Source organism: Listeria grandensis FSL F6-0971 (assembly GCF_000525835.1).
Classification (GTDB): domain Bacteria; phylum Bacillota; class Bacilli; order Lactobacillales; family Listeriaceae; genus Listeria_A; species Listeria_A grandensis.
The window spans coordinates 119520-145792 of the sequence record NZ_AODD01000006.1 but is presented as its reverse complement, the minus strand read 5'-3'; the positions used below and the strand labels follow the sequence as shown (position 1 = coordinate 145792).

General features: G+C 41.8%; 24 protein-coding genes and 1 CRISPR repeat array. Of the genes, 8 read left to right on the top strand and 16 right to left on the bottom strand.

Features of this window, described 5'->3' with window-relative positions; genetic code table 11:
* From PGRAN_RS15565 to PGRAN_RS05975, 3 genes are all read right to left on the bottom strand, one after another.
* Positions 1-3298: immunoglobulin-like domain-containing protein (locus tag PGRAN_RS15565; protein ID WP_051998446.1), on the bottom strand; the 3298-nt coding region annotated here is incomplete at its 3' end.
* A gap of 483 nt (positions 3299-3781) precedes the next feature.
* Complete coding sequence (locus PGRAN_RS05980; RefSeq protein ID WP_036065871.1) at positions 3782-4129, bottom strand: hypothetical protein; 348 nt, start codon at positions 4127-4129, stop codon at positions 3782-3784.
* Positions 4113-6293 (bottom strand): right-handed parallel beta-helix repeat-containing protein, encoded by a 2181-nt coding sequence (locus PGRAN_RS05975; RefSeq protein WP_036065870.1) that lies wholly within the window; start codon positions 6291-6293, stop codon positions 4113-4115. The genes PGRAN_RS05980 and PGRAN_RS05975 overlap by 17 nt, the downstream gene beginning before the upstream one ends.
* Positions 6294-6550: 257 nt before the next feature.
* On the opposite strand from PGRAN_RS05975, the gene PGRAN_RS05970 reads away from it, so the two are divergent.
* Positions 6551-7738 carry a class I SAM-dependent rRNA methyltransferase gene (locus PGRAN_RS05970; protein ID WP_036065869.1) on the top strand — a complete coding sequence of 396 codons (1188 nt, stop codon included), beginning with the start codon at positions 6551-6553 and terminating at the stop codon, positions 7736-7738.
* A gap of 138 nt (positions 7739-7876) precedes the next feature.
* Positions 7877-9142 (top strand): NAD(P)/FAD-dependent oxidoreductase, encoded by a 1266-nt coding sequence (locus PGRAN_RS05965; RefSeq protein WP_036065868.1) that lies wholly within the window; start codon positions 7877-7879, stop codon positions 9140-9142.
* Between the two features lie 214 nt (positions 9143-9356).
* Positions 9357-10700: direct repeats of the CRISPR family, unit length 30 nt; unit sequence ATTTACATTTCACATTACTTAGATAAAAAC.
* Positions 10701-10901: 201 nt separating this feature from the next.
* Here PGRAN_RS05965 and cas2 read toward each other — a convergent pair.
* From cas2 to cas6, 9 genes are read right to left on the bottom strand one after another with little or no spacing between them, the layout of a single operon-like run.
* Positions 10902-11195, bottom strand: coding sequence for a CRISPR-associated endonuclease Cas2 (cas2, locus tag PGRAN_RS05960; RefSeq protein WP_241433292.1), 294 nt, complete (start codon positions 11193-11195; stop codon positions 10902-10904).
* Positions 11189-12046 (bottom strand): type I-B CRISPR-associated endonuclease Cas1b, encoded by an 858-nt coding sequence (cas1b, locus tag PGRAN_RS05955; protein WP_241433291.1) that lies wholly within the window; start codon positions 12044-12046, stop codon positions 11189-11191. Before cas1b ends, cas2 begins: the two co-directional genes overlap by 7 nt.
* Entirely contained in the window at positions 11982-12179 is a 198-nt protein-coding gene (locus PGRAN_RS17220; RefSeq protein ID WP_241433290.1) for a hypothetical protein, read from the bottom strand. Before PGRAN_RS17220 ends, cas1b begins: the two co-directional genes overlap by 65 nt.
* A 12-nt stretch (positions 12180-12191) precedes the next feature.
* A complete protein-coding gene (cas4, locus tag PGRAN_RS05950; protein WP_036065867.1) occupies positions 12192-12680 on the bottom strand; it encodes a CRISPR-associated protein Cas4 in 489 nt (162 codons plus the stop codon).
* Between the two features lie 15 nt (positions 12681-12695).
* Positions 12696-14909 (bottom strand): CRISPR-associated helicase/endonuclease Cas3, encoded by a 2214-nt coding sequence (locus PGRAN_RS05945; protein ID WP_036065866.1) that lies wholly within the window; start codon positions 14907-14909, stop codon positions 12696-12698.
* A gap of 43 nt (positions 14910-14952) precedes the next feature.
* Positions 14953-15735 carry a type I-B CRISPR-associated protein Cas5b gene (gene cas5b, locus PGRAN_RS05940; protein ID WP_036065865.1) on the bottom strand — a complete coding sequence of 261 codons (783 nt, stop codon included), beginning with the start codon at positions 15733-15735 and terminating at the stop codon, positions 14953-14955.
* A complete protein-coding gene (cas7i, locus tag PGRAN_RS05935) occupies positions 15713-16582 on the bottom strand; it encodes a type I-B CRISPR-associated protein Cas7/Cst2/DevR (RefSeq protein ID WP_036065864.1) in 870 nt (289 codons plus the stop codon). The genes cas5b and cas7i overlap by 23 nt, the downstream gene beginning before the upstream one ends.
* Positions 16572-18257, bottom strand: a complete 1686-nt coding sequence (cas8a1, locus tag PGRAN_RS05930; RefSeq protein WP_036065862.1) for a type I-B CRISPR-associated protein Cas8b1/Cst1 — start codon at positions 18255-18257, stop codon at positions 16572-16574. Before cas8a1 ends, cas7i begins: the two co-directional genes overlap by 11 nt.
* An 11-nt stretch (positions 18258-18268) precedes the next feature.
* On the bottom strand, positions 18269-18952 hold the full coding sequence (cas6, locus tag PGRAN_RS05925) for a CRISPR-associated endoribonuclease Cas6 (RefSeq protein ID WP_159101115.1): 684 nt from the start codon (positions 18950-18952) through the stop codon (positions 18269-18271).
* Between the two features lie 1067 nt (positions 18953-20019).
* On the opposite strand from cas6, the gene PGRAN_RS05915 reads away from it, so the two are divergent.
* Positions 20020-20289: a zinc ribbon domain-containing protein gene (locus tag PGRAN_RS05915; protein WP_036065859.1), complete on the top strand. Its 270-nt coding sequence runs from the start codon at positions 20020-20022 to the stop codon at positions 20287-20289.
* Between the two features lie 143 nt (positions 20290-20432).
* Here the strand turns inward: PGRAN_RS05915 and PGRAN_RS05910 are convergent, their stop codons facing one another.
* From PGRAN_RS05910 to PGRAN_RS05900, 3 genes are read right to left on the bottom strand one after another with little or no spacing between them, the layout of a single operon-like run.
* Positions 20433-21359 carry an NADP-dependent oxidoreductase gene (locus PGRAN_RS05910; protein ID WP_036065858.1) on the bottom strand — a complete coding sequence of 309 codons (927 nt, stop codon included), beginning with the start codon at positions 21357-21359 and terminating at the stop codon, positions 20433-20435.
* A 13-nt stretch (positions 21360-21372) separates the two neighbouring features.
* Positions 21373-22020 (bottom strand): alpha/beta hydrolase, encoded by a 648-nt coding sequence (locus PGRAN_RS05905; RefSeq protein ID WP_036065857.1) that lies wholly within the window; start codon positions 22018-22020, stop codon positions 21373-21375.
* Between the two features lie 15 nt (positions 22021-22035).
* Positions 22036-22245 (bottom strand): YdbC family protein, encoded by a 210-nt coding sequence (locus PGRAN_RS05900; RefSeq protein ID WP_036065856.1) that lies wholly within the window; start codon positions 22243-22245, stop codon positions 22036-22038.
* A gap of 172 nt (positions 22246-22417) precedes the next feature.
* On the opposite strand from PGRAN_RS05900, the gene PGRAN_RS05895 reads away from it, so the two are divergent.
* From PGRAN_RS05895 to PGRAN_RS05880, 5 genes are all read left to right on the top strand, one after another.
* Positions 22418-23170: a threonine/serine exporter family protein gene (locus tag PGRAN_RS05895; protein ID WP_036065855.1), complete on the top strand. Its 753-nt coding sequence runs from the start codon at positions 22418-22420 to the stop codon at positions 23168-23170.
* An 823-nt stretch (positions 23171-23993) separates the two neighbouring features.
* On the top strand, positions 23994-24446 hold the full coding sequence (locus tag PGRAN_RS05885; protein ID WP_036065852.1) for a threonine/serine exporter family protein: 453 nt from the start codon (positions 23994-23996) through the stop codon (positions 24444-24446).
* Between the two features lie 10 nt (positions 24447-24456).
* Positions 24457-24630, top strand: coding sequence for a hypothetical protein (locus tag PGRAN_RS16750; RefSeq protein WP_159101114.1), 174 nt, complete (start codon positions 24457-24459; stop codon positions 24628-24630).
* Positions 24599-24775, top strand: a complete 177-nt coding sequence (locus PGRAN_RS16745) for a hypothetical protein (protein ID WP_159101113.1) — start codon at positions 24599-24601, stop codon at positions 24773-24775. Before PGRAN_RS16750 ends, PGRAN_RS16745 begins: the two co-directional genes overlap by 32 nt.
* Entirely contained in the window at positions 24772-25167 is a 396-nt protein-coding gene (locus PGRAN_RS05880; RefSeq protein WP_051998445.1) for a type II toxin-antitoxin system death-on-curing family toxin, read from the top strand. The genes PGRAN_RS16745 and PGRAN_RS05880 overlap by 4 nt, the downstream gene beginning before the upstream one ends.
* On the opposite strand, the gene PGRAN_RS05875 is transcribed toward PGRAN_RS05880, so the two are convergent.
* Entirely contained in the window at positions 25125-26273 is a 1149-nt protein-coding gene (locus tag PGRAN_RS05875; RefSeq protein WP_241433289.1) for an ABC transporter permease, read from the bottom strand. The genes PGRAN_RS05880 and PGRAN_RS05875 overlap by 43 nt on opposite strands.

The window sequence follows — 26273 nt, the reverse complement described above, 5'->3', positions numbered from 1 at the left end:
TGTATGTGATATGGTACTCGCCGGGCACATCGATGTTCACATCATTCGCCACCACTTGGATATTCGAAGTAAGATCGCCATCTTCGAGGTCCTCGGCGCTCACACCTGCCAGTGGATCTAATGAACGATGGGCTTTTTGCGTGATATCGCTTGCCGTGATGACTGGTTTCTCATTGGTTAAAACGGTCACCGTGATCGTTTTCGTCGTCACGTTGTTATCGCTGTCCTTCACGCTGTAGGTCACGTGGTAGGTGCCTGCTTGAGTCGCATCGACGTCATTCGCTGTAATCGTCACGTCTCCTGTCACATCGCCGTCTTCTGTGTCGCTTGCGGACATACCTGCCATCGGATCAAAAGTGTGTCCAGCTTTGAATGTTTGGTCTGTCGCGTGGATTACTGGTTTGTCGTTCGTGCGGACATAGACGTGGCGTTGGATTGTGGTTTTATTGCCATCGGAATCCGTCACGCTATAAGAAACAGCATACGTGCCCGCTTGCGTCATGTCTACCGTGTTCGTCTCTACCTTGATCTTATTCGTGAGGTTGCCATCTTCGGTGTCATTCGCGGTAATACCTGCCAGCGGTTCAAACGTGTCGCCCACTTTTAAATACACATCACTCGTTGTCAAAATCGGCGCGTCATCCGTCAACACGGTCACGGTAATCGTTTTCGTCGTCGTGTTATTGTCGGAATCCGTCACACTGTACGTCACGTGATACACGCCTGCTTTGGCTACATTGACATTATTCGCTGTGACTTGGATTTTGCTAGTGATATCGCCATCTTCCGTATCGCTCGCTGTCACAGCATTGTTCACGTCGAAGGCTTTATTGACACGCATCGTGATGTTGGACGCTTGGATAACTGGTGCATCGTTGCTAGTCACCGTCACGGTAATCGTCTTCGTTGTTGTGTTGCCGTCGGAATCCGTCGCACTATATGTCACGTGGTACGTGCCGACTTTCGACGTATCCACATCATTCGCGGTTACCTCGACAGCCAGTGTCATATCGCCATCTTCCGTGTCACTTGCCGTCACATCTGCGTATGGGCTAAACGTACCTCCCTTTTTCAATGTCTGATCTGTTGCCGAAATCACCGGTGCATCATTACTCGTCACCGTCACGGTGATTGTTTTGGTCGTCGTGTTGCCGTCAGAATCCGTCACGCTATACGTCACATGATACGTTCCCACTTTCGACGTGTCCACATCGTTTGCCGTGATCGTGATTTGGCTTGTCAGATTACCATCTTCAGTATCCGTCGCGCTCACACCGGCTTCCAGATCAAGCGTGCCACCTTTTTTCACGGTCTTATTTGCCGCTGTAATGACTGGTGCATCATTACTCGTCACTATCACCGTAATCGTTTTGGTCGTCGTGTTGCCGTCCGAATCCGTCACGCTATACGTCACATGATACGTCCCAACTTTCGACGTATCCACATCATTGGCCGTAATCGTGATTTGGCTTGTCAGATTACCATCTTCAGTATCCGTCGCGCTCACACCGGCTTCCAGATCAAGCGTGCCACCTTTTTTCACGGTCTTATTTGCCGCTGTAATGACTGGCGCATCATTACTCGTCACTGTCACCGTAATCGTTTTGGTCGTCGTGTTGCCATCAGAATCCGTCACGCTATACGTCACATGATACGTTCCCACTTTCGACGTATCCACATCATTCGCCGTGATCGTGATTTGGCTTGTCAGATTACCATCCTCTGCATCCGTCGCACTCACACCGGCTTCCAGATCAAGCGTACCACCTTTTTTCACGGTCTTATTTGCCGCTGTAATGACCGGTGCATCATTACTTGTCACTGTCACCGTAATCGTTTTTGTCGTCGTATTGCCGTCAGAATCCGTCACGCTATATGTCACATGATACGTCCCAACTTGTGTTGTATCCACATCGTTCGCCGTCACTTGGATGTCAGCCGTTACGTCGCCATCTTCCGTATCGCTCGCACTCACACCCGCTGTCGGCACAAATTGTTCCCCTTTTTTCAGCGTCACGTCCGTTGCGTTAATAACCGGCGCATCATTACTCGTCACCGTCACCGCAATCGTTTTCGTCGTGACATTGCCGTCAGAATCCGTCACGCTATACGTCACATGGTACGTACCGACTTGTGAAGTATCGACATCATTTTCTGTTACTTTCACGCTACTCGTTAGGTTACCATCTTCTTGATCCACTGCGCTCACGTCTGTAAGAGGATTAAATGTGCCCCCTTTTTTCACGGTATGATCTGATGCTTCAATGGTTGGCACATGGTTCGCGATCACCTTCAACGTGACGTCGTTCGAGTAATTTATATAGTCTTCATCTGTAAAGCCTTGATCTTGATGTGTCACTGTCGCTTGTGTAGTGATATCGTCGGCTACAACTGCGCCCTTCACGTCAAATGTCACATGCTTTGTTGCGCCCTCACCCACACTTTCAAGCGGGATCGATAGTGTACGAGTACTACTGTCATAAGAGCCAGCAATCGATACGCCGTCCACCATGACATCAGATGAAACGAGAGTCACTTCTTCCGAAATCAGAATCGATAACTCTGTATTTTGTGATGCCATACCGCCTTCATTTTTGGCGTCGAAAGAGTAGGTCGCAATTTTGTTTTCTTTCACAGAAGTTTGGTCTACTTTTCCATCTAGAGTAATGAAGGATTGCGTGGCAAATACGATATTATCCAGTAAATTCCCATTTCTAGGATCTCCACCTACGGCTTCAAATTGGAACCGTGTAGTTGTTTGTCCTGCTGGAATGGTATACGTCCCCGAATAAGTTTTCCAAGCCTCTTTTGAAGTCGTCATCGTTTCGATTATTTTTAAATCATCAGGTGTTCCAAATTTAACGGTTGCAGTATCCGTTGTCAACCGCCCACGATGCGCAACTCGCCATCTCACTTTTGCCCCTGGTGTCGTGATTATGTCCTGATATAAACCAGAAGCTTCATATGCATTTAGCTCCACATATTGTTCTCCATCCGCTGCTTCTCTGTTTTCAAAATGATTCTGGATCTCGATTAAGCCATCTGATCCTGTTGTATTCCATCCTGGAACTTCTGATTGATCCAGTGTTTTCCAAGTTCCATAAGACACGGCTGGTTGTTCAAAACTACCATTTTGAAGACTAATTACCTCCACTGGTGGTTTCGGAACACCTTGTGCATTTGTTGCCGCTAGCACGATAGGTCCCTTCATTACATTGTACGGCACGCTTGTGTTTCCAGTTAATACGGCTGATACAATCATGCCTCCTGCCACAATTTTGACGATGTTTTTGCTCATTTGTAAATCCTCCATTTTTTGCTCATTTGAGTAGTTATATTTAATGTACACGTAAAAAATCGTTAAATCAGCAATCTTTTATCGTGACACATTAATAGCTCTTGGTCATATACATGTTAAAGATGTCATTTCTAATCTCGTATTCGTTTTTCCAATATTATTTCCCACTATAAGCTAACCTTTCACTCATTGCCTAGATATTTTTAAAATCATATCATTCTGCCCAATTTCAGCTAATCTGTAGTGATGTCTAGCAGTCGCCACCCCAATTTTTTTAATCATCATTGTTGTCTTTCCCTCCTCATTTCCGGTACGTCTCACAATACGAGTAGCACCACAAACGAATCATACCATACATATAAGTTGCAAAAAGTAAAAAATTCTCCTCTACATATATATAATTATGTATTTTTTGACACATTTGTTGTTTTAAAAAAAAAAGGATTTCCATATAACTATGAAAACCCCATTCCGTCTATATTTTTACAGGCCGTCCACAACAAAATCTACTCTAACAATCTCCTTAAAATATTCATCAATCCCCACCAATTCATACTTACTTCCATCATTTTTCACGATCGCATCCAAGCCTTTTAACACGTATGTTTGGGAAACTTGATCCATATCGGCCTGTTTAACGGGTATATTATTTTTGAGCAAACGCACCCGCAAAATTGGCCCCTCATAGCTCCCCTTATTTTCACTAGTACCGAGCGTGTAAACATTCTGGGTAACCCCGACCTTTAACACGTTCACTTTCAAATCGATACGAACTACTTCTTTGTACGTCGCATCAAATCCCACTACCTCATATTTAGCTCCATCTGCCAATATGATATTCTCTAATCCCTTTAATGTATAATTTTTGTGTTGTCGCGTCGATATCTGCTTGCTTCACAGCTTTGCCATCCTTCATCAGCCGAACGACTCGGATATTATCTCGGTATCCTCCACTAAATTCCTTCTGCCCAACTGTGTATTCCGGAACATCCAAGACCGATTTTACTTCCAGCGGCACACGGATTACCTCTGCGAAATTTTTATCCAAACCTACCATTTCATACTTGCTTCCATCATTTTGAATCAAACTTCTCATCTCTTTTAGCGTATAGTTTTCCCCGTCCGTATCTGCCTGCTTGATCACCACATTATCCTTAAAAAGCCGCACTCTAGTAATTGTTGAACCGTATGTCCCAGTATATTCATTCGTCCCGATAATATAGGCCGGAACATCCAGCAAAGAGCGCACTGTAAGCGGTATCCGAATCACTTCTTGATAACTCTCATTCACACCGACGAGCTCGTACTTACTACCATCATTCACCACGAGCGTATCTAACCCTTTAAAAGTATAGGTTTTGGTAACTACATCTGTATCTGCTTGCTTCACCACCTGAGAATTTTTCAAAAGTCGGATCTTCCAAACCGGCTCACGATATTGCCCAGTGTAGAGATTTGTGTTCGTGAAAAGTGGCTTATCCTGAACAAAGTAAGCGTAGTCAGTCATGCCGATATTCCCACGCACCGTATTTTCCAGCGCACCATTTCGCGTGTTATTCACAGCAACTAACTCATCCAGCTTCACTTGCGTACCGTTGTATGCAACATCGCTGACCGAAACCAAATGATCCATCCGCGTCCCCATCGTGAGTGTATTTCCAATCAGCAACAGCCTCTTCGTAGCCGAACTAATCGTGAAAAAGGAATAATAACCATTGTTTACAAGTTTTCCTTCCATCAAAAAGTCATTCTTCGTGAACGATACCCCTTTTTCCTTATCATTCGCAGCCACATCCCCTTCAAAAATGCGAACTGGGTAGCGAACATTTCCCTCCGCTTGGAATTTATTTTGGTCGATCGAAATATTGCTTGGCTTCGTTGAAATTATCCCTGTACTATCCTCTTTCTCCCGACTATTGATGTAGACCATCGTGAAAATATCGCGTCCCTTTAAATCCACCTGATTCCCTGTCACAAGCGCATCCGTGACACCGCACAAACGAATCCCCGTATAGAAAATCATATTTTCTGGATATACTTTCTCACTATAATCCATTCTAATTTTCGTGTTGTTTGGATTCTCACTATTAACCTGACCAGCCGTCAAAACATTATCTTTAATGATGAAATTCTCATTTTGTGGTCCATAACTGTCAATTCCCGAATCATTCATCACATCCACTGGAATGCCCGCTTCATATTTCGTCTTAAAATGCGCATATCCATAGCGCTGCATCCAATTTGTAATCCGATTTTTCTCGATAACAATCGGTTCCGCCTTACTGCCATTAAATTTATACATCTGAATCCCAGACCTGCCAAGATCCGACAAATCGTTATCATAAATTCGCACATTCTTGGAAAATTCCAGCCCGATGCCATTTTGCAAACCTGAATTCTTGATGATGTTGTGCGTAATCGTGGCGTTCGTTACTCTACCAAGGTAAACCGTGGAATTTCCCTTTTTCTTCGCATCAATCACGCAATTCTCGATGTTCAACGTATCCAGAACTTGATAATCCTCGTAATTCTTCTCTTCGTAGCCCGCGCCAAAGTCGATAAGCGTTCCAGATCTCTCATCTGATGCGTCGTCAGTATAGCTTATTTGTAAATTCTCCAGACTAATCGTATGCGCTTTCATTTCATTCAATGGAAAACGCGTCGCAATCCCACGAACCACTTGAGTAAAAACTAACGAAGACTCGCTCACTCCCTCTGCATTCTTCTCTCCAGTCACCGTCACATTGGATGGTATCCCCAATGTCTGGCTAAAATAATACACCCCTTTAGGAACATAAATCGTCGTGTGTTGCGTGCTATCAAGCTGTCGCATCAGATCATTCCAACGAGAAGCATTTTGGTCCGCCAAGCCCCTATTGTTAGCGGTTACAATTCCACTCATATCTATCGTTTTCGCCTCTGATACCGCCTGAACCTCCTTCACATAAACCGAACATAAAGCAACAATAAGTAACGTAAAAAGTAGTTTCTTCAAATAAAACATCCTCCCTATTTTTGGATAGACTGCCTAATTTTTCGAAGTTACAACCGCTATTATTTGCCGTTACATTCAAAACCCCCTTTTTCCCAAAATTTCCTTTCACTAAAATAATAGCACGTTCCGCTATATTAAAAGTTAAATACTTCCGCTTCCTAGGAAATAATTATGAAGTTTTCGTCACAATTTCGTTTTTGCCTCTTTATTTTATGATATAGTGGATGTATTACTTTTTAAAATGAGGATGAAGCAGGATGCAGGAAATAACGATTAAAATAAAGAAAAAATCGGCGCGGCAATACATACAAGGCTATCCCTTGCTGACAAAAGAAGCGGTTGTCGCTTGGCCTGATGTGGCAGAAGGAACGGTGTTGCGCCTGACAGATGAGGCCAATCGTTTTATCGCAAAAGCCTACCACGGAAATCAGAATAAAGGGATTGGTTGGCTGCTAACGTATGACGCCGAACAAGCGCTTGATCAAGCTTTTTTTGTCACGCTTTTTAAAGAAGCCTTTGCGCAACGGCAAGCCTTCTTTCATGACGAGGCGACGACTGCCTTTCGAATTTTTAACGGTGAAGGCGATGGTCTCGGCGGTCTGACGGTCGATTATTATGATGGTTTTCTCGTCTTGCAATGGTACAGCAACGGGATTTATAAGTGGAAGCAGATGCTTGTCGCCGCACTTAAGCGCGCGATTGATACGCGTGGTATTTACGAAAAACGCCGATTCGATGAAAAAGGACAATACTTGGAAAGCGACGACTTTTTAGAAGGGGAGACGGCTCCTGAACCACTAATTGTAAAGGAAAATGGGATTAATTACGCGGTGTATTTGAACGATGGTGCGATGACAGGGATTTTCCTGGATCAACGTGACGTTCGCAAAACCATTTGCGACACATATGCAGCAGGTCGGACAGTTTTGAATACATTTTCTTATACAGGCGCCTTCTCGATTGCCGCAGCATTTGGCGGAGCCGCTCACACAACCAATGTCGACGTTGCCAACCGTAGCATTCCCAAAACCCGCGAACAATTTAGCGTCAACGAACTTGACCCAACGGCACACACGATTATGGCCGAAGACGTTTTCCAATATTTCAAATACGCGAATCGTAAAGCGTTGGCATTCGACATGGTGATTTTAGACCCACCAAGCTTCGCCCGCACGAAAAAAACAACATTCAGCGTCGCAAAAGACTACGGGAAATTGCTGGAGGAAAGCATCGCGATCACGAATCCGAATGGCATCATTGTCGCATCGACCAATTACGCCGGGTATGGCATGGAAAAGTTTAAACAAGTTGTACAAGAAGCGTTTCAGCATCAAGGACGGAAATATCGAATTGTGGAGCAATTTACGCTACCCGCAGACTTTGCAACGCGGAGTAGTTTTAAAGAAGGCAACTATTTGAAGGTATTGTTTTTAGAAGTAGAATAGTTAAAAAAGCATCTAATCATGGCCTGTAAAATGCCTAGACTAGGTGCTTTTTATTGTATTTCACTCAAATCCATTGCAATTTCGCGTTCATGATGTTAACCTTATTTAAAAATGAGTTTACAGCAAGGAGTGAATAACATGTACGATATAGTAATAATCGGCGCTGGAGTGAGCAGTATTTTTACGATGTTGAAATTAGATGATAAGCAAAAAATTCTGGCCATTGATTCAGGTCCTAGCATAGAAGAGCGGCTTGAAAAACCTTCTGCCTCCGGTTTTGGCGGTTTAGGATTGTCAGAAGGAAAGTATAATTTTTCCCCTTATTTGGGTAGTAATTTAAGTAGCAAAATTGGAGACAAGTTAGTACGTAAGCAACTAGCCGAAGTGGAAGAAATAATAAATACGTTTGGCGGACAATCTGCCTTAAAATACCAATCCGATGCAGACAGCCACCTGTCTCGTGAAGGCGACTCACCGATACATTTTTTAGACTGCCCAACAAAGCATCTCGGCACCAAGCTTTCGAAAGAAGTGTATACGAATATATTTGCTCACTTGTCCAATAGAATCGAGTTCCTTTTTAATAATGCAGTAACCAACCTAGAGAAAACCGATGATACATTTCGCATTACCACTTCAGAAAACCATGTTTTTTACTCCAAAAAAGTGATTATTGCTACCGGTTCAAAAAAGAATCCTTCTCTTGACAACAGTTTGGCGGAACTGGGACTTGCCTATCAGAAAAAAAGGATAGATATCGGTTTTCGCATCGAGACCCTAAGCGAGACATTGGATCCAATACTACAAAATAATTTAGAAGTCAAAATGAGAAGTGGTCATTTATATAGCTATTGCATGAATAAATTTGGGCGGGTAATTAAAAGAAATTTACATGGACGAGTGACACCAGATGGTCAAAATTGTAGAGAAGATAAACCAAGTAACAATTTAAACTTCACACTATTTCGCCCCTATCACTTCGATAATGAAGCACAAATGAATGCATATCTTGACCCTCTATTCCACAAAATCAACCAAGATAGAGGCAGAATCATTGGCTACCCCCTTCACTCCCTATCTTCCGAATTTAAACCCAGAAAGAAAATCGAGGGGACATTGCCGTACGAATCAGATTTTGCCGCCGACATAATTTTGGATGATTTATTAAAAGAAACGATTGCTTTTTTTCATTGCTTAGAGCAGGTTTCACAGTCTAAAATAGATGGAAACACATTATTATATTGCTATGATACGAAAGAATTAGGGCCAGAAATCCATACCGATATTTCATTCGAGTCTGACGTTCCTAACCTGTTCTTTATTGGTGATTGCTCCGGAGTCACGCACTCACTGTCACACGCAGCTTGCAGTGGTCTATATTTAGGCAAAGCTCTACGCGACTAAAAAGCGGGAAGCGGGAAACGGGACACGAGAAAAACCACCTGGCTAAGAGACACTGTATGTCTTGGCTGGGTGTTTTTTGATTGCTTATGTTTCACTCGTTTTTCATATTGCTTGGAGAAACGTAGGTTTAAAGCGAATCCTGCCACATGTTCATGATTTAGATATTACTTAGATAAAAACGCTTAGGGAAAGCAACCGTTGTTTATGCTAAAGAATTTACATTTCACATTACTTAGATAAAAACGTGAAACCAGTATTTCGGAACAATGAATTAGTAGCACGATTTACATTTCACATTACTTAGATAAAAACGTTTTTGATGATGGCAAGCGCTTTTATCGAATTTAAATTTACATTTCACATTACTTAGATAAAAACGGAATAAGGAGTGGACAAGATGGCGGAAGTTAGTTATTTACATTTCACATTACTTAGATAAAAACCTTTTAGAAAGCCAGGAAAGCGTGATTAGTCTTTTATTTACATTTCACATTACTTAGATAAAAACAACGGGGTAGGCTAACAATCATTCACTGGATTGTATTTACATTTCACATTACTTAGATAAAAACTGGAAATTATCGCGGATGTTATGCAAAATAATCTATTTACATTTCACATTACTTAGATAAAAACGCTGATGCTTATTCTAGCGCCTTTGGCAGCGGGGATATTTACATTTCACATTACTTAGATAAAAACAAAAAAAGGCTCGCCAGATACACCAATTATTTATTTATTTACATTTCACATTACTTAGATAAAAACAGTGCCAACGATGTAAGAAGAAGCGTCGGTATCGTAATTTACATTTCACATTACTTAGATAAAAACATGGTGCTGATCCATCTGTACCTGTGATTTATTTATTTACATTTCACATTACTTAGATAAAAACAAAGATACTAGATGGCGAGGCGTTTGTAGATTACGAAATTTACATTTCACATTACTTAGATAAAAACTTCGTAATATAACCAGTTCCCTGCTGTTTTAGCTGAATTTACATTTCACATTACTTAGATAAAAACCTAATGATGTCGTATTAATAGACGAAACGATAAATATTTACATTTCACATTACTTAGATAAAAACATGTTACAGCGAGCGCAGACACCGTTACAAAAAAGTATTTACATTTCACATTACTTAGATAAAAACCTTTTTGGGACAAATTCAAAGTTTGCAATTTAAGGATTTACATTTCACATTACTTAGATAAAAACTTTATTTATCGCCTTAAAACTGACAGACGTTATTGATATTTACATTTCACATTACTTAGATAAAAACATATCTACGGTGAAATCAGCCGCATTTTTTTGTTTATTTACATTTCACATTACTTAGATAAAAACGATCCATCATCGCGGACAAAATAACCCCCTGGTAATATTTACATTTCACATTACTTAGATAAAAACCGGATCCATCGAGAATTTAATGGCAAATGAAGAATACATTTACATTTCACATTACTTAGATAAAAACACCCTAGTTACGCGGAACAAATAGCGACATAACATAATTTACATTTCACATTACTTAGATAAAAACCCGTGCTATTTCGAGCCTACTCCCATCATACCTCAAGACACCTAATCTGTCGACCTCCACCAAAAAACAAATTTCGCACTACAAATTCATCCTACCTTCCCCCTCTAAATCGCGAAACCCATTCTACCCCAACACTTTATCAAAATCTGTCGATCCCCCAGTGTTTTTACGCTACTGGAGGTCGACAGATTTTTTCACCCCTTAGAAAAAGTTCGACGTTTTTTCATCTGCTGCTCCCCAAAACTCCTTCTCCAACCATCTTTCCTGCCTACTAGAGAACACAATCACCGAATCTTCTTCCTCACGAATGTATTGATCTAACTCCATCCGTAATTTCACTAACAACGGTGGCGTGATTTCCCCCTCAAAAACTGATTTTTGAACATGCGTTAAGTATTTTTTACAGATTTTTAAAAAATGTTTCGCGATACTTTTGCGCCACCATTGTCCTGTGCTATATCGTAAATCAAGATAATATACATCGCCATTCACCACCAAATCTTGAATCCTTCGTAATTCTTATCGTTCATCACGTGCTTGATTAGTTTATAGCACTCCAGCCGAATCAGATGCCGATAGGAAACATTTCGTCCTAAATCCCGATGTTTCACCGTTTCCTTCATCCGCAAATCATACGCCTGCAAAATTTTCTGCCGCGCTTCTTTCTTCATATAGCAAAAATTAGCTTCTTTTTCAAAGTCTTTCTCTGTAATAATATTCTTGTTCAACATGCTGAAAATAATCCGATCGGCAATCAGCGGCTTAAACACCTCCGAAATATCCAAACAAAGCGAAAATCGCCGCTCCCCCGCGCTATGCAAATAACTGATCGCTGGATTTAATTGCGTTTTATAAATCTCCGTCAAACAGCTCGAATACACCAAAGAATTTACATATGAAATCAACGTATTAATCATATTATCCGGTGGCCGCTTCACTCGTTTTTCAAAATCGATTTCTTGGTTAATAATTGCCTGCCAAGCACTGTAGTACACTTTGCGAATATTCCCCTCGATGCCCATCAACTCGGGAACGTTCTGCGTCTTCGCAATTTTCCTCCGCAACGCCTTGATTTCTTCCATCGCCCCGTCCACATCTTTCTCACGCTGACGATAATACCTTAAGTTCCGCAAAATATTAAACGAGGCGCTTTCCACAAATTGAACCGCAATCGCATGACGAAGCAACTCATCCGCATAATGCGACACTTGAGCCACGAGCAATTCCCCAGAAACATTGGATTCGCGCGGATAATAACTGCCACTATAAAACCCATAATAATTAAAAATATGCACCGGGATTCCAAGTTGGCCGATATAATTCAAACATTTCGTATTTAAATCCACTTCCCCAAACAGAAAAAATTTCGCGCGTCATCTCGACTTTTAAATCTTTAAACTTGCCATCTGGCGCCGTTAGCCGGACAACATTATCCTTCCGCTTCAACTCGCCATTTGAAAACAAATAATAGCTCTCCATACATGTCTCCTTTCAAATATAGCAATACTCAAAGTACGCGCATTTTTTGCAAATCGGTTTGTCGATCACATGCGGTGGCGTATTTTGCGCGCAAATTTTTTCAATATCCGCCAAAATCAGCACTAATTCCTCCGAATCTTCCGGTGAAAGCGTCACTTCTTCTCGGCGGCGCAGTTTCGGATAATCGATCACGCCATTTTCGATCGCAATCCCTTTTTCACGCAGAAAATAAATGTAATACTTCAACTGCCAAATTCCCGCCTCCTCGATGGCCCTGCTTTTCTTGACCTCATGCAAAACCTTCCAATCGCGGATAAAATCAATGTTCACCGTCTCATCAATCATCACCTGACCAGAATCACGCGTATAGCTCGATTCATCAAGCAACTTGCCCAACTGCACATTCTCATCCAAATGCTCCATCCGAATCGCCTTCGCAAAACACCATAATTTGCGCTGACATACAAAATAATAATACACATGCGTCCCGCTAATTCTCATTGCCCTGCCCTCCTACTAGAAAAACTGATCCTCTTTCTCTCGATCTTTTGGCGTCAAACCAAGGCCTGTGTCATAATCACAATCAAAAATAGTCACTTTTTCATAGTCATTAATCTTGATGGCGTCCGAGTTCCCTTTTTCAAAAATATAACCTGGCACGTCCAGCATGAACGCTGAGAGCATCGTTCGCGCCCTCATCTTCGTTTTACGATCCAGGCCTTTCGTTTTTATCGTCTCGATGTAGCCTCTAATTTCGGCTTCATTTTCAGCAAAAATCGGCTTTGGAATCGCAGCAACCGAGTTAATATCACGGAATCGCTTCTTCACTTCGTTCTTATCCAGTTCATACGTACCAAAAGATTTCACGTAATCTATATCGCCCTTCACTTTCTCATAGTACTCGCTGCCCTCAAGCGCCTCCGTCGAGTAAACCCGATCAATCATCGCCAACTTCTGGGCCTCCGAAACCGCGCCGTCCACATCTTGCAACAACGCCCTCGAGTTCTCATGAATTTGCGCATCGATAAAGCCCCGCGGTCTCAAACCCGAACATTCCACGTCAAACACATACACATTCGTCGCCACATCCAGCTCCCGATTCCGGTAACACCGCCCCATCCGCTGAAAAAGACCGTTCAAATCAGACAACTCGGTAAACAAAATGTCAAAATCAATATCAAGCGAAGCCTCCACAACCTGCGTTGCCACCCAAATACAAGGCCTAGAGCTTCCTTTTTGCCCATCCGATAAAATCGCGTCTTCTTTCGCAGTACGGTCACGTTTAATAAACTGACTATGCAGCAAGTGAACCTCCGCATCGCCGTGAGCCTCAACGAGCTCCTCGTACATAGCCTTCGCAACCCGCACCGTATTACAAATCACCAAAATCCGATTGTCCTCATAAAACGCACTAATAAACGTGCTGCTAATCGGCTCGTGAATAACTTTTAAACTATGGCGTACCCGATCAGAAATAAAGTCCTCCTCCGCACGCGTAAAAGTAACGCCCTCTTCGGCCAAAAGATCCGGAATAATTCCCGGTAAAGTCGCCGTCAAAATCGTGAATTTACCGCCCACTTTTTGGATGTAAGAAAGCCCAACAATGAGGTAGGCCAACAAGTCTGGCGAGTACATCTGCACCTCATCGATAATGACCTTGGAATAAGAAAGCGTCGCCAGCTTCGGCTCAAATCCCGCATAACGAAACACAAAATCAAAAAGCTGATCCAATGTGCAAACCGTGATCGGAAGCGACATTTGGCGCGTTTTCGTAAAGTAGTCCTCAATATCCATAGCTTCCATCTCTGGCTCGTGAATCAAATACTGACCGTAAGTTTCCGAATGAAGCAACCCAACGCGATCCGTCTGTTGCTCCCTCACAATGCCCGTTTCGCTATCAATTAACCGGCTATAAATCGCGTTGATCGCCGTCCGCAAAGGTAGCGTGAAGAAGCCTTTATTGTTTCCTAGCCAAAGCAACCCAGCCTCCGTTTTCCCCATGCCCGTTTCCGCCACAACAATCATGTTCTCCTCTTGGTGCGCCTGCATATATTTTTGTAAGGGTTTCCAATCAGCGTCAGGATTTTGTTTCCGAAATACATTCATCTGCTCCGTCATCGCCGCCTCTAAAAAATCGTTGGGCTTTTCAACGTCGATATCTGCACTCGCCGCGAAATCAATGCGGTTTAGGAGACCTTTTAGGAGGACGTATTGAATAAATATTTCGAAACTCTCTGCTGTTTTCCCTTCAAAAATATGCGCCGTTACTTGATAATATTTAGCAGGGAAGTGACTTCGATAGGCTCTATACTCTCCTAGTTTATCATATGTAAAACCTTGCCATTCTTGCTCTAATTTCTTCATTTCTAAAGTCCATTCATCCTCAGTGAAGTTAATATCTCGCTCGTGATGCCTCGCTATCGCTTGGAACAGCACTTGTATTTCCTCTTTGCTATAGCCTTCTTCTTTTAACTTTTTATATGGAACAAATGCAACGGAAAGATAATTATGCGGAATCTCTTTTTTGTTGCGCCTACCACCTGAAACTTTTTCTTGAAAAAACAGATTCATTTTTCCAAGGTCATGAATCATACATGCCAAATTCAAAAAATGCCAATTCACTCTTATTTCTGGGTAATATTTTTGTAACAACTCGTAATTCGCAAGCAAGTTATCGGTATGTTCTTGAATGGTTTCCTCAGGTTTAGATTTTGCTAGATATTTATTCATAGGAGCCTCCAGATTAAGAGGGAGCGCAAACCCCCTCCGATTTTTATTTAATATCTAAAAATACTAATTTGCCGTCCTCGTCTACATAGAAATAGTCTTCTTCAGAAATGAGAATAGACGTCGTATAAAAAACATCTTTCTTATGCCAGTTTCGATACATTTTCGGCGCCTTCGCAGTTCCCCGATTTATCAGCTCATACGTATCGGTCAAGAGATAGCGCGTACCCAGTAGCTCATTTCTGCCAATATGACTTTTTTCATGCGGTCTAAAGTACACATCCTCCTTTTCAATAATGGAAATTGGAACATAGGCGCCATAGTTGTTATCTAGTTTCAAGTCCTCTTCCGCTTCTACCCGCTCAAACGAAACCACCTTCACCTCTTGGATCGTCGCAATGTCCTCACGGCGACCAAGCGATGGATACTCTTGCGGCGTTTCGAAAGCTTCGGCGATCGTCGGAACCAAGCTTTGATCTTCTGGAATCACATGCAGAAGTAGTTCGACATCCACAAGCAGCTCCGCCGTTGCAATTCCCCGACCCACGCCATAATCACCGACTTTTAACTGATGACGTTTCTCGTCATACGTCATGCCATTCTTAAATTCATACCGCGTGTACAAATCGTTCACCTTGGAAAAATACTTTCCTTGAATACTGATTTCCATCGGATGATAACTTGTAAACCCACACATCGTATGCACCATCCCGATCACCGTCGAATACGGCGGCAACGGGTATGTTTCCTTTAATTGAAAACTCGTCGGCTTTTTATAATTCACTAAATCCTGCCATAGTTTAATCCTAATTGCTTTCATAATATGCATCAATCTTTTCTTTAAGATCATTGAAGAAAGCAGGCACAGATTCGGCATTTAGTGCTTTTTTAATCTCAGACGTGTTCTCGAATTGCCCGTCAATCACACCACATTTGGTATTTTCTTTGATGCCGCTATAATCCAACACACCAAGAATATTGTCGACGAGGACTTTATTATCCTTGATATCCACGACATTTTGGAAAACAGGGTTCTTCACATCATACACGCCACCGATGATAAATAGCGGCTTCAAGTCCTCACGACGACCGCGGATATCACGATACAAGAACGCAATTGTGTCCATTAATTTTTGCACGCGACGGCTTTTTTCCTTGTTGTCGATTTCGATTTGTCCATCGATTCCGATTTGATCGAGGTCAATTGTCACCGTATAGCGGTAGTAAGAACGATGAATCTCTGCTTGCGCGATGTTCATGTTTTCGCCAACTTTATCCGCTTGTCCTTTATTCGTCAGGAAGTCCAGATCCGCTTTAAAAGTCTCCAGCGAAATCGCATTTGAAAGCCGTACTTTTGCCGAACGTTTTTGCCCTTGTGTGCCCTTTTCCGTTTTTAAGTAACCGAAGAAATCAAGTTCTGGAAAATCTGTGATCGTTGCTTCACTCAAGAACTGAATTACCTTCTTGTCTCCACTACCTTCCGCCTTGACTGGGGCAGGCTTCTCACCAACCTGCTCCATCATATTGTAACGAATCGCTTGGCGAGAAATGTACGTGTATTGGTCACCGTTGTTGCGAGATATTTTTTTGAGCGCCGAGATATTCCCTAGACTCTCCCCATAGTTTGCGCTTTCTGCTTGAAAAATGATTGTCATTGCTAGGCCTTTACTTTTCATTGTCATTTCCTCCATCTTTATCTTTGTCATCCGTCTCTATCGCACCGTTCACACCTACCATAAAGGCATAACCGACCGTTTTAAACGTCTCATCACTCGTAAAAGATTCTAAGAAAAAATCTGGAATCGTCTTGCCTAAATACGAATAGCTGTTTAGAATAATGTCCATAAACGCATCACGATTGTTTGTTTTCAACGCGTTCAACATTTTGTAGTTAAACCCGCCACGCTTATGCTCTGGATACGCCTTCTTAAACTCATTCCCGCACTTGTTAATATGCCAAATCCGACCTTTCGAAATCTCAGTCATCGCCTCTATCTCCTTTAGAAAATTCGTATTGATTTCAAGCAAACTGCCGACGTGCCCCATATGATAATATGTATTACTCACATTCGTCACTTTTAAATACATCGCTTTGTGGATAAATGTAAATAAATTCTCATTATTCATCAGACGGCGAACCGTTTCTTGATAGAAATTAACGTTCAACGTACCTTCTTTAAAACCACATTTTTGAATCATTTTTAAAGCGTTTTTGGAGTCATGAAAAATATTCAACGCGCGCTTGGATAAGATGTTGAAGCGATATTTCTCATTTTCGTACCTAACCACTTGGATATCTGCTAACTCGTAGTGCCGCTTATCCTCAACTTGATTAGTAATCGCCTCAATCAGCGCACGATACGGACTTGTCTGCGTTAAGGAATCTTCATGATTATGCAAAATTTCATAGCGTATTTTCTCATTCACCTCATGCAAGGCTTCCGCGCTAACCGAATCATTGATGAAAATACCGTTGCCATAAACATAGGTAAATCCAGCTGGGACGCAGGAATAAATCATTTTGCAAAGTGGACAAACAGCAATATCATTGTTGAAATCCCAAACATGTGATGTTTTACGAGCCGTATCGAATCCGGTTTCGTTCATAAAGCTCAGATCAAGTTTCAAGTTTTTAATAGGCCTATTACATGTGAAACAATGAAATTTCGCTTTTTCTAGATCCGTTTCTCGGTATTCCACAACAGGCGCGACAAAATTATCACGATAATCCACGTAGCAATCCTTTTCTTTCGTTTGCGGATTCAGGAAACTGACACCATTCCAGCCATTTTTGATGACCGTGTAAATCACATTTTTAGCCGCCAAGTATTTCTTCCCTTTATCGCTCTCACAAAAAGCGATAATCTGATCGAGCTTCGGATAGACTTGCTTCACTTCTTGGATGATTTCTGCACGTTTCTCCGCGAATGTTTCCTTCTTTTTTAGCTGCCCGACTTTGGCGAGGTTTTTCCCCCACTGGGCTGGATCAACAGACGCATCAATAAGTGGGTATACGCTTGCATAGCTCGCACTTTTCAAGTAATACTTCGCCACATTCGCGATGTATTCATTCAGCCGATCTAATGCCTTTTCATCGAAATCTGCAAAATCTGTTTTCCGATGCTGCTCCATTTCCACTTTGAACGAAACGATCTTATACCATGACAGCGTTTTCTCATATTCCCGAATAAAATAATCAAAATACTTTTCCTCAAAGCCGTCCAATAAAGATTCTTCAAAAAAAACACTCTGACCTTCCATCCTGACATTCTTTTTACCAACAATATTGATGAAACCGACAAGGCCAGCATTAAACAGCCAATCATTCGCTCGACATTCTATTTCACTCATATTTTCACCTCCTATGCTTGTTCTAACATCCCAAAGCCCATGCCCGTAATAGAGCCCAACCCACAGCTAGAAATATAGTCTAACATATATTTTGGAGCCTTTATTTCTAGCACGCCTATAGAGCACGCAACATACAAATCGTAATGGAGTACTACAGTTTTTTTCATATCAATAGGCACTATAGAGAGCTTTTCAATATCCTCAGATAAAAAGTCGCCATATCGATCTTGAAGCTTAGAATAGAAATTTCTTTTCAACAATTTTTCGAAATCAGCATCGCTATAATCATAAAACCAATCTTTATACGTTTCTTGATCATGATCTCGACAAACAATAGGCGAGAGAGTTTTAAATACGACGCTTTCATCTTTTATTTCTTTTTCTCTCATGACATCTACTTTTTGAATTTGTAAATGACAACCATCCGATATTTTGATTTCTTGCCACTTCAAACTTGTAAATGCATTGTAAAAAGGAATAGCTAACTGTGCATTTCCAGTTGAAAAATTAATTATTAGCTCTCTCCCTGAAACAATTATCTCTTTATTTGTGAATTTTGCATCTTTAAAGTAAACAGCAAAAGTAAAATCTTTTTGCTTATTCGTTTCGTATAATGTTTTAAAAATATCTGGATGTTTCTTTGCTAAGCCCTTTTTTAAAATCATTACTATCTTGCTTCGATAATCTAATGGCATTACTTCGTTGTCCAATCTACAAACTATTTTTAACCTCAAATTTATCACCCCTTTAATGTGTATTTTATCTCTATTCATGTTAAAATGAACTTGTTAGTATACTTTCATAATTATGTTGGAAGCAATGTTGCCGCATTCACTCCCAACATTAATTATAGGTTTGTATCTAACTACAATTCAGCTTGAATCCTTAGAATGATATAGAGTATCAAAAGGAATACAACTAAGACAAAAACTCTCAAGACATTTGGGGTAGGCGCTCTCTTACCTGCCTCATTGTCATCATTTTTTGTTAATGTTATATTTTCTTCGATCCATGTGATCATCTTGTACAAAATGGTTAGCATTATAATGCTAAATTCTTTATCTAACATAATTTTCACCCCCACCCAATAAATAAGCCAACGTTACTAATTACTTTGATTATATCGAAGTAATTATTAACTGCCTGACAAATTAATTGTAGCATGGATGGTAACTTTATACAAGCATGGTTAGTTAATTTTTAACGAGCACAATTCGGAATAAACAGTTATTTTTAATTAGGAGCTACTATAAACTCCTTCAAAATGTAATAGATTAAAAATGTAATAAAGGTTGTTAGTAACGTATTTACATTATAAAATATATAGATTAAGTTACTACTCATTCTATATGTAATGAGAGTATTTGTCCATATTTTTATTTAGTGATCGTACTCTCCCTCTATCAAAAAGGGGCATACTGTCACTTACAACGTATACTTATCTATTACTTCAAATCAACTGATACGCGCAAATCAAACGTCAGTACCTCCAAGGTGAGAACATATGACAAAACTATACATAACTTTTAGGTATCATTGTTTTTTGTCATACCTTTAATAAAACATACTTGATTCATCTGCATATTTCACTCTAGAATTCCTTATCGATACAAATTCTCTTCTCGAGCTCAAAAACTTATCCAGCAAAATCACGGATTTCTTATTGTATCCAGGCGAAGAGTACGCTATACTAGATCTTTGTTATTGAAATCTGAATAACATGTAAAATTCTGCGGATAACATAGAAATGGAGAGATAAAAAATGGCGAAAACACCACAGTGTCAAAGTTGCGGCATACCTATGAATAAACCAGAAGAATTTGGTACCGAAAAAGACGGAACACGCTCAGAAAAATATTGTTTGAAATGTTATGAAATGGGACAGTGGACAAATCCTGACGCAACCTTCGATGAGTTTTATGAAATAAGTTTAAAAGGATTTCAGGAATCTGACATGAGTAAGATCGGGAAATTTTTTCTGAATAAAATGTATACTAAAAAATTCTTGAAAAAGTTAGAGCGCTGGCGTTAACACAGTAAAAAGTGAAAGTACATTTCACCTCTTAAAACTACTGCATATTTAAAATGGCAGAAGCCCAGTAAACCGTTTGCTGTATAACGGTTTACTGGGCTTCTTAAAATACCTTCGCATGCTAACTACGCGTTTTGTTCTCCCTACTTCAAAATCAACTTCCCAGCTACTTTCTTCTTATCAATCAACTGATGCGCGCCAATCACACCGCGCAGGTCAAACGTCAGTACCTCCGCCGTCTTCAACTGCAATTTATGCGAGCGGTATAAATCGGCCAAGTAACCCAACGCTTCTTTATCCTTCATGTCCTTCGTGCGCTTCAAGCGAACTGCTGTCACTTTCTTGTCTTCAGCATGTTCTGGAACTGCTGTAAGCGAAATGTAACGCCCGCCTTTTTTCACGTAAGCAAGTCCTTTCGCGGCACCTTTACCGCCAAAACTTGCATCCAGTACAACGTCTGCTTTATCCGCCAGCATTTCAGCTACGTTATCACGATCGTAAGCTACGACGCGGTCTGCGCCGAGTGCGCTAACGTAATCTGCATTTTTACTACTCGCAATCCCGATCACTTTGATACCTTTTTCTTTGGCAATTTGTACTGCGATCGCGCCAACTGCTCCTGAGGCTCCTTGAATGATCAGTGTCTCGCCTTTTTTCACGTTCGCAACTTGTAGGGCATAGTACGCCGTAATTCCAACAGACGATAGTCCTGCCGCTTCCTCTATACTCATCTCTTCAGGTTTTTTGACGATATTGTAACTTGGTGTCGCGACATACTCGCCGTAACCTCCAATAGAAGGATGGCCAATGACGATGTCTCCAACCGCGTAGTTCTTCACTTTGGAGCCGACTTCGGTAATTTCACCGACGACATCGCTTCCGGGAACAATTGGAAAACCTAATGGCCGTATTTTTTGCATCACGCCTGCGCGTAACAGAGCATCATAAGGATTCACCCCTGCGGCTAAGACCTTGATAACTACACCTTTTTCGCTTGCTTTTGGTGTTTCTAGTTCTAATTCTTCAAATACTTCGGGTGCTCCGAATTGTGTAAATCCTAATGCTTTCATTTTGTAAATCCTCCTAGTCTGTAACTTTTTCTTCTATGCCTGTGAGCCAATCGATAATTTCATCTTCTTCGGCTACATTCACATTATGGCTTACGTAATACGTCCTGAGTGTCACTTCATCACTCATCGTTTTAAAATATCGTGCAATGCGTTCGCCTTCCACAACAGGAAGAACGGCATCATTAATTCCGTGGCCTACAAAAATGGGCTTCTTCTTTAAAAGGAGGTTTTTCGGGCCTGCCTCGAGAAACGCTGGTAACTTCGCGCTCAGGAAAACGCCACCGTGATACATCCCTCCATTGCGGACGAATTCCGTCATCGATACGATGCCGCCTTGTCCAAAGCCCATCAAATACATTTTTTTGCGATCGATCGATGGATACTGACCGATGATTTTTTCAACGAACTCGTGGATGCTGTTTGCTGCATATGTAATCGTCTTTTCGCTAGGTTCTCCTTCTGATACCATTTTGTAGTAGGCGTATCCTGGACCTTGTTGGACATTTCCGCGAATTCCAACGATGACAAATCTATCCATGACCGATTCTAAAATTCCTGGTAAATCTAGCTCGTCAGCTCCAACGTCATGCAGTGCAAAAATCGTCGGAAACGTATCTTCTGCCTTGCGATCAATTGGTTCATAAATATCATATGCAAACATAAACAAACTCCCCCGTTACTTCGCTAGTTCAGCGATTTTTTTAAACTCTTCCTCTGTGAGCGTAATGCCTTTGCCCATTTTCTCATTATTTGGCGCCCAATCACGAATATCGTATTTTGGGGCGCGACCATTCCAACTGATCAAATTAACCTCTCTGCGCCATCCCTTAGCGTTTTCCGACAATACACCAATGTGTTCTACAATTTCAAACTCGATACTGCTCATCTGCCAAGACTCCTTTTATACGTAATGCTTTCATAGTTCATAATACCAGATGTTTACCCTCAAATCGCCTTGTAGAATCGTGTTTTTAGAAAATCTTTTTATTTTGACTAGAAAAATTGCTGTTGTTGCGTTAGGATGGGAGGAGAGATTAGTTAGAACGGAGGGTAATGCGATGGAAGATGCTCCTCAAGATTTTTTACTCGACACATGTTTACTCGCGGGAAAAATTATGATGGAAAGCGGCGCAGAAATGTACCGCGTGGAAGATACGATGAGCCGAATTGCAGAGGCTGCTTCAGAATCCAAAGGGATAAGTTTCGTAACTCCAACTGGTATTTTTATGGCATTGCAAGGCGGCTCGACGGTAAAAATGGAACAAATACCAACGCGAACGATTGATTTGGAGAAAGTCTCCAAGGTCAACGATTTATCTCGTGAATTTACGATGAAACAAATTTCGCTAGGTCAATTTTATACGCAATTACGGTCGCTGGATAAAGAGGTAAAGTTCTTTCCAATCTGGTTACAAATCGTTGCGGCAGCAGTTGTTAGTGGTACATTGATGATGATTTTTGGTGGGGTTTGGAAAGACTTGATTGCAACATGTATGATTGGCGCGATCGGATTTATCATCTTTTATTACGGTACCGAATTTTTTAAAGTGAAGTTTTTGGCCGAGTTTTTAGCTGCATTTACGGTTGGTTTATTGTCGATACTCGCGATTTCGGTCGGCTGGGGTGTGAGTTTGGACAAGATGATTATTGGTGGTGTCATGCCGCTCGTGCCTGGAGTTCCAATCACAAACGCCGTGCGCGATTTGCTGGCTGGACACCTACTGTCAGGAATGGCACGCGGAACCGAAGCCTTGATTACAGCAGGGACGATTGGGATTGGGATAGCAGTGGTATTCCGCTTTTTCGGTTGAATGAAAAGCTGAGGAAGCCCGTTAGCCCCGAAAAAACTTGGAGCGGCCTCCATAAAAACCCGCTCTTGGTTTTTATGGAGGGCGTGAAAGTTTCGAGGGGCTGGCTTCCGAAGCTGGATCCAATGAAAAGCCGAAACGGCCCGTTCAGCTCCGAAAAAAACTGGAGCGGCCGCAATAAAAAGCCGATCTTGCTTTTTATGGAGGGCGTGAAGTTTTCGAGGAGTTGGCCGTTGAAGCTGGATCAAATGAAAAGCTGAGGAAGCCCGTTTAGCCCCGAAAAAACTTGGAGCGGCCGCAATAAAAACCCGCTCTTGGTTTTTGTGGAGGGCGAGAAAGTTTCGAGGGGCTGGCTTCTGAAGCTGGATCCGAAGGCGCAGGACACGATGCAGCACATGGATTACATACTCACCTACGGTTCCTATGCATATTGAGGCTCTAACTCAGCAAAGTTCGCTTCGTAAGAGCCACAACAAAGCTGAAACGGCCCGCTCAGCTCCGAAAAAAACTGGAGCGGCCGCAATGAAAACCCGCTCTTGGTTTTTGTGGAGGGCGTGAAAGTTTCGAGGGGCTGGCTTCTGAAGCTGGATCCGAAGGCGCAGGACACGATGCAGCACATGGATTACATGCTCACTACGTTCCCATGCATATTAAGGCTCTCTGGATTCTCTGCTTCTTAACTTGTTTTGCTAATCATTCGGAGATAAGCGTCATAAGAGCCACTGGTGGATTACATACTCACCTACGGTTCCTATGCATATTGAGGCTCTAACTCAGCAAAGTTCGCTTCGTAAGACTCTCAACAAATCTGGAAGGAGATGACCCAATGTTTTCGATAGTACTCATGCAAATTGTTTTCAGTTTCCTCGCCACACTCGCATTTGCCATCATCACAAATGTTCCCCGTCGTTCATTAATAGAATGCGGGTTTACTGGGACGCTTGGCTGGATGACTTACTGGATTTTATCTCACCTAGAGGCAGGCACAACGATGAGCACGCTTGCCGGAGCGTTCATTGTCGCTATCGCCAGTTATTTCTTTGCAAAATCTAAAAGGTTACCTGTTACCATTTTCAACGTTCCAGGCATTGTTCCATTGGTGCCCGGTGGTTTAGCCTACCAAGCCGTTCGGAATTTTGTGCTCGGCGATTATATCGAGGCTATTTCTTTTTCGGTACGCGTTGCTCTAGTTGCTGGTGCTATCGCCGCTGGACTCGTACTTTCGGAAGTTCTGAACCACAGTATTCGCCGTTTTCGTGAACATAAGGAAAATATTTGAGTGTCTTTCGTTGGCAGAGTTTATGCAAAAGCGTTATGCGGGGAAAATAGATGGCGACATATTGGATTTGAATTTACCGCTTTATAATGAGGATTTAGAGTCGGATTTACCAGCGGAGGTTGTTGCTTTTATGTATACTTATTTAAGAGGTGATGACAAAATTGAAAATCGTTTCTGGCGATAATGTTGAATTCGTGATCAAAGATAATGTTGTAGAACTTAGAAAAGCTGCTGAGAAAAAAGATGCTGTCTCTCCCGATTTCCTAAAAATGGCCGAAGAAGTGCTAGACGAATATGACCAAGCATTCCGCGGTTTAGTCGATCGATGACGATTCGTTATTTGACGGAGCCCGGATCGCTTAACATGTGCATCGAGCAGCCAAAACAGATCGTTTTTGAACGGGAGCTTTATCCTACGCTACATGACAAGGCTGGGATACTATACAAAAGCTTGATCATCCAACACTGTTTTGCGAATGCGAATAACAGAACAGCGCTTGCTTCTTTAGGTTTATTTTTGAAATGTAATGGTTGGCAGCTCTTGGCAAGCAATCAAGATGCGGAGGATTTCACGGTAGCCATTGCGCTAGATAGTAATATGGAGTTGCCCAAGATTTCTGATTGGATTGAAAAAAAATTCCGCGATGCTTCGTTAGTTGGGCACCGCGGAATTTTTTATTATACAAACGAATGGACGCGTGTATTTTTTGTGAATTTGTAGCTGGCAATGCAGAAGAACAGTAATGCGTAGCCTAGCAGAATCGCGATATTCAGACTGATAGAGGCCAAATTGCCATTTTGCTGTAGTGTCGTGATCGCGTCCATGACCCAATACTGTGGCATGAATTCGGCGATTTTTTGCATGAAGCTTGGCATGATGGCTACTGGAATGAGCGCGCCAGATAGCAAGCTTGTCAATGTGAATAGAATCATTTGCAAACCGCTGACGCTCTTTCTGCTCGTCGCTGTGAATCCTAAAGCGAGCGATAGAAGCACTGCCATGATTGCGAAAATAAACAGGATACCAAATAGGGCAAAATAAGATACCCCTGGATCAATGCCAAATGCAAATCGCATCGCTACGAGACAAATCAGAATCTCCGTCACAACAACCGCTAACGAGAAAAGCGCATTCCCAAATAGGTAAACCTTGCTACTAAGCGGTGTGGACATAAGTCGGTAAAACGTGCCATCTTCTTTTTCCTGCAAAATTAATTCGCCTAGATTCCCCGCCGCGTACAGCAACATCATACATAGAAAACCAAGAATTTGCATCGACATCATCAAAACAACATCTTGCTGTGTGCTTGTCGTTTTTTGCGTCACGCTAATTTTAGATTGGTCGAATGTACTCGCGTATTTAGAGAAATCTTGTCCGCTATTTTGACTCGCCTTCATCATCGTCATCATATTGGTGAGTGAAGCGTTCACTGTAGCCTTCACCGTCTTGTTCACCGTATCGCCTTGAATCGATTTCACCGTAATATCTTGCGGATCAAGAGCCTCGATACTTTTTTCCGATCCCTTTTCAAAAATAACAAGCGCATCTAGCGATCCACTCGTGAGTTTCTTGTTTCCATCGGATAGTGAAACCGACTGCGCCTCTTTATTGTCCGCCTTCATCCACGTCACCATTTGCGTCGTATACGCGCCTGGATCCTCATTTACCAAACCAATTTTCAGCCCGGCAGTCGTCGATTGCGCACCGTACGAAAGAAAATAGATTAAAATACTCAAAATCGGCAAGCCAATAATCATCAGCAATTTCGCCTTGCTCTGCGTGAGACTTTTCAAATTATGCCTAAATATCCATCCAACTTGTTGCAT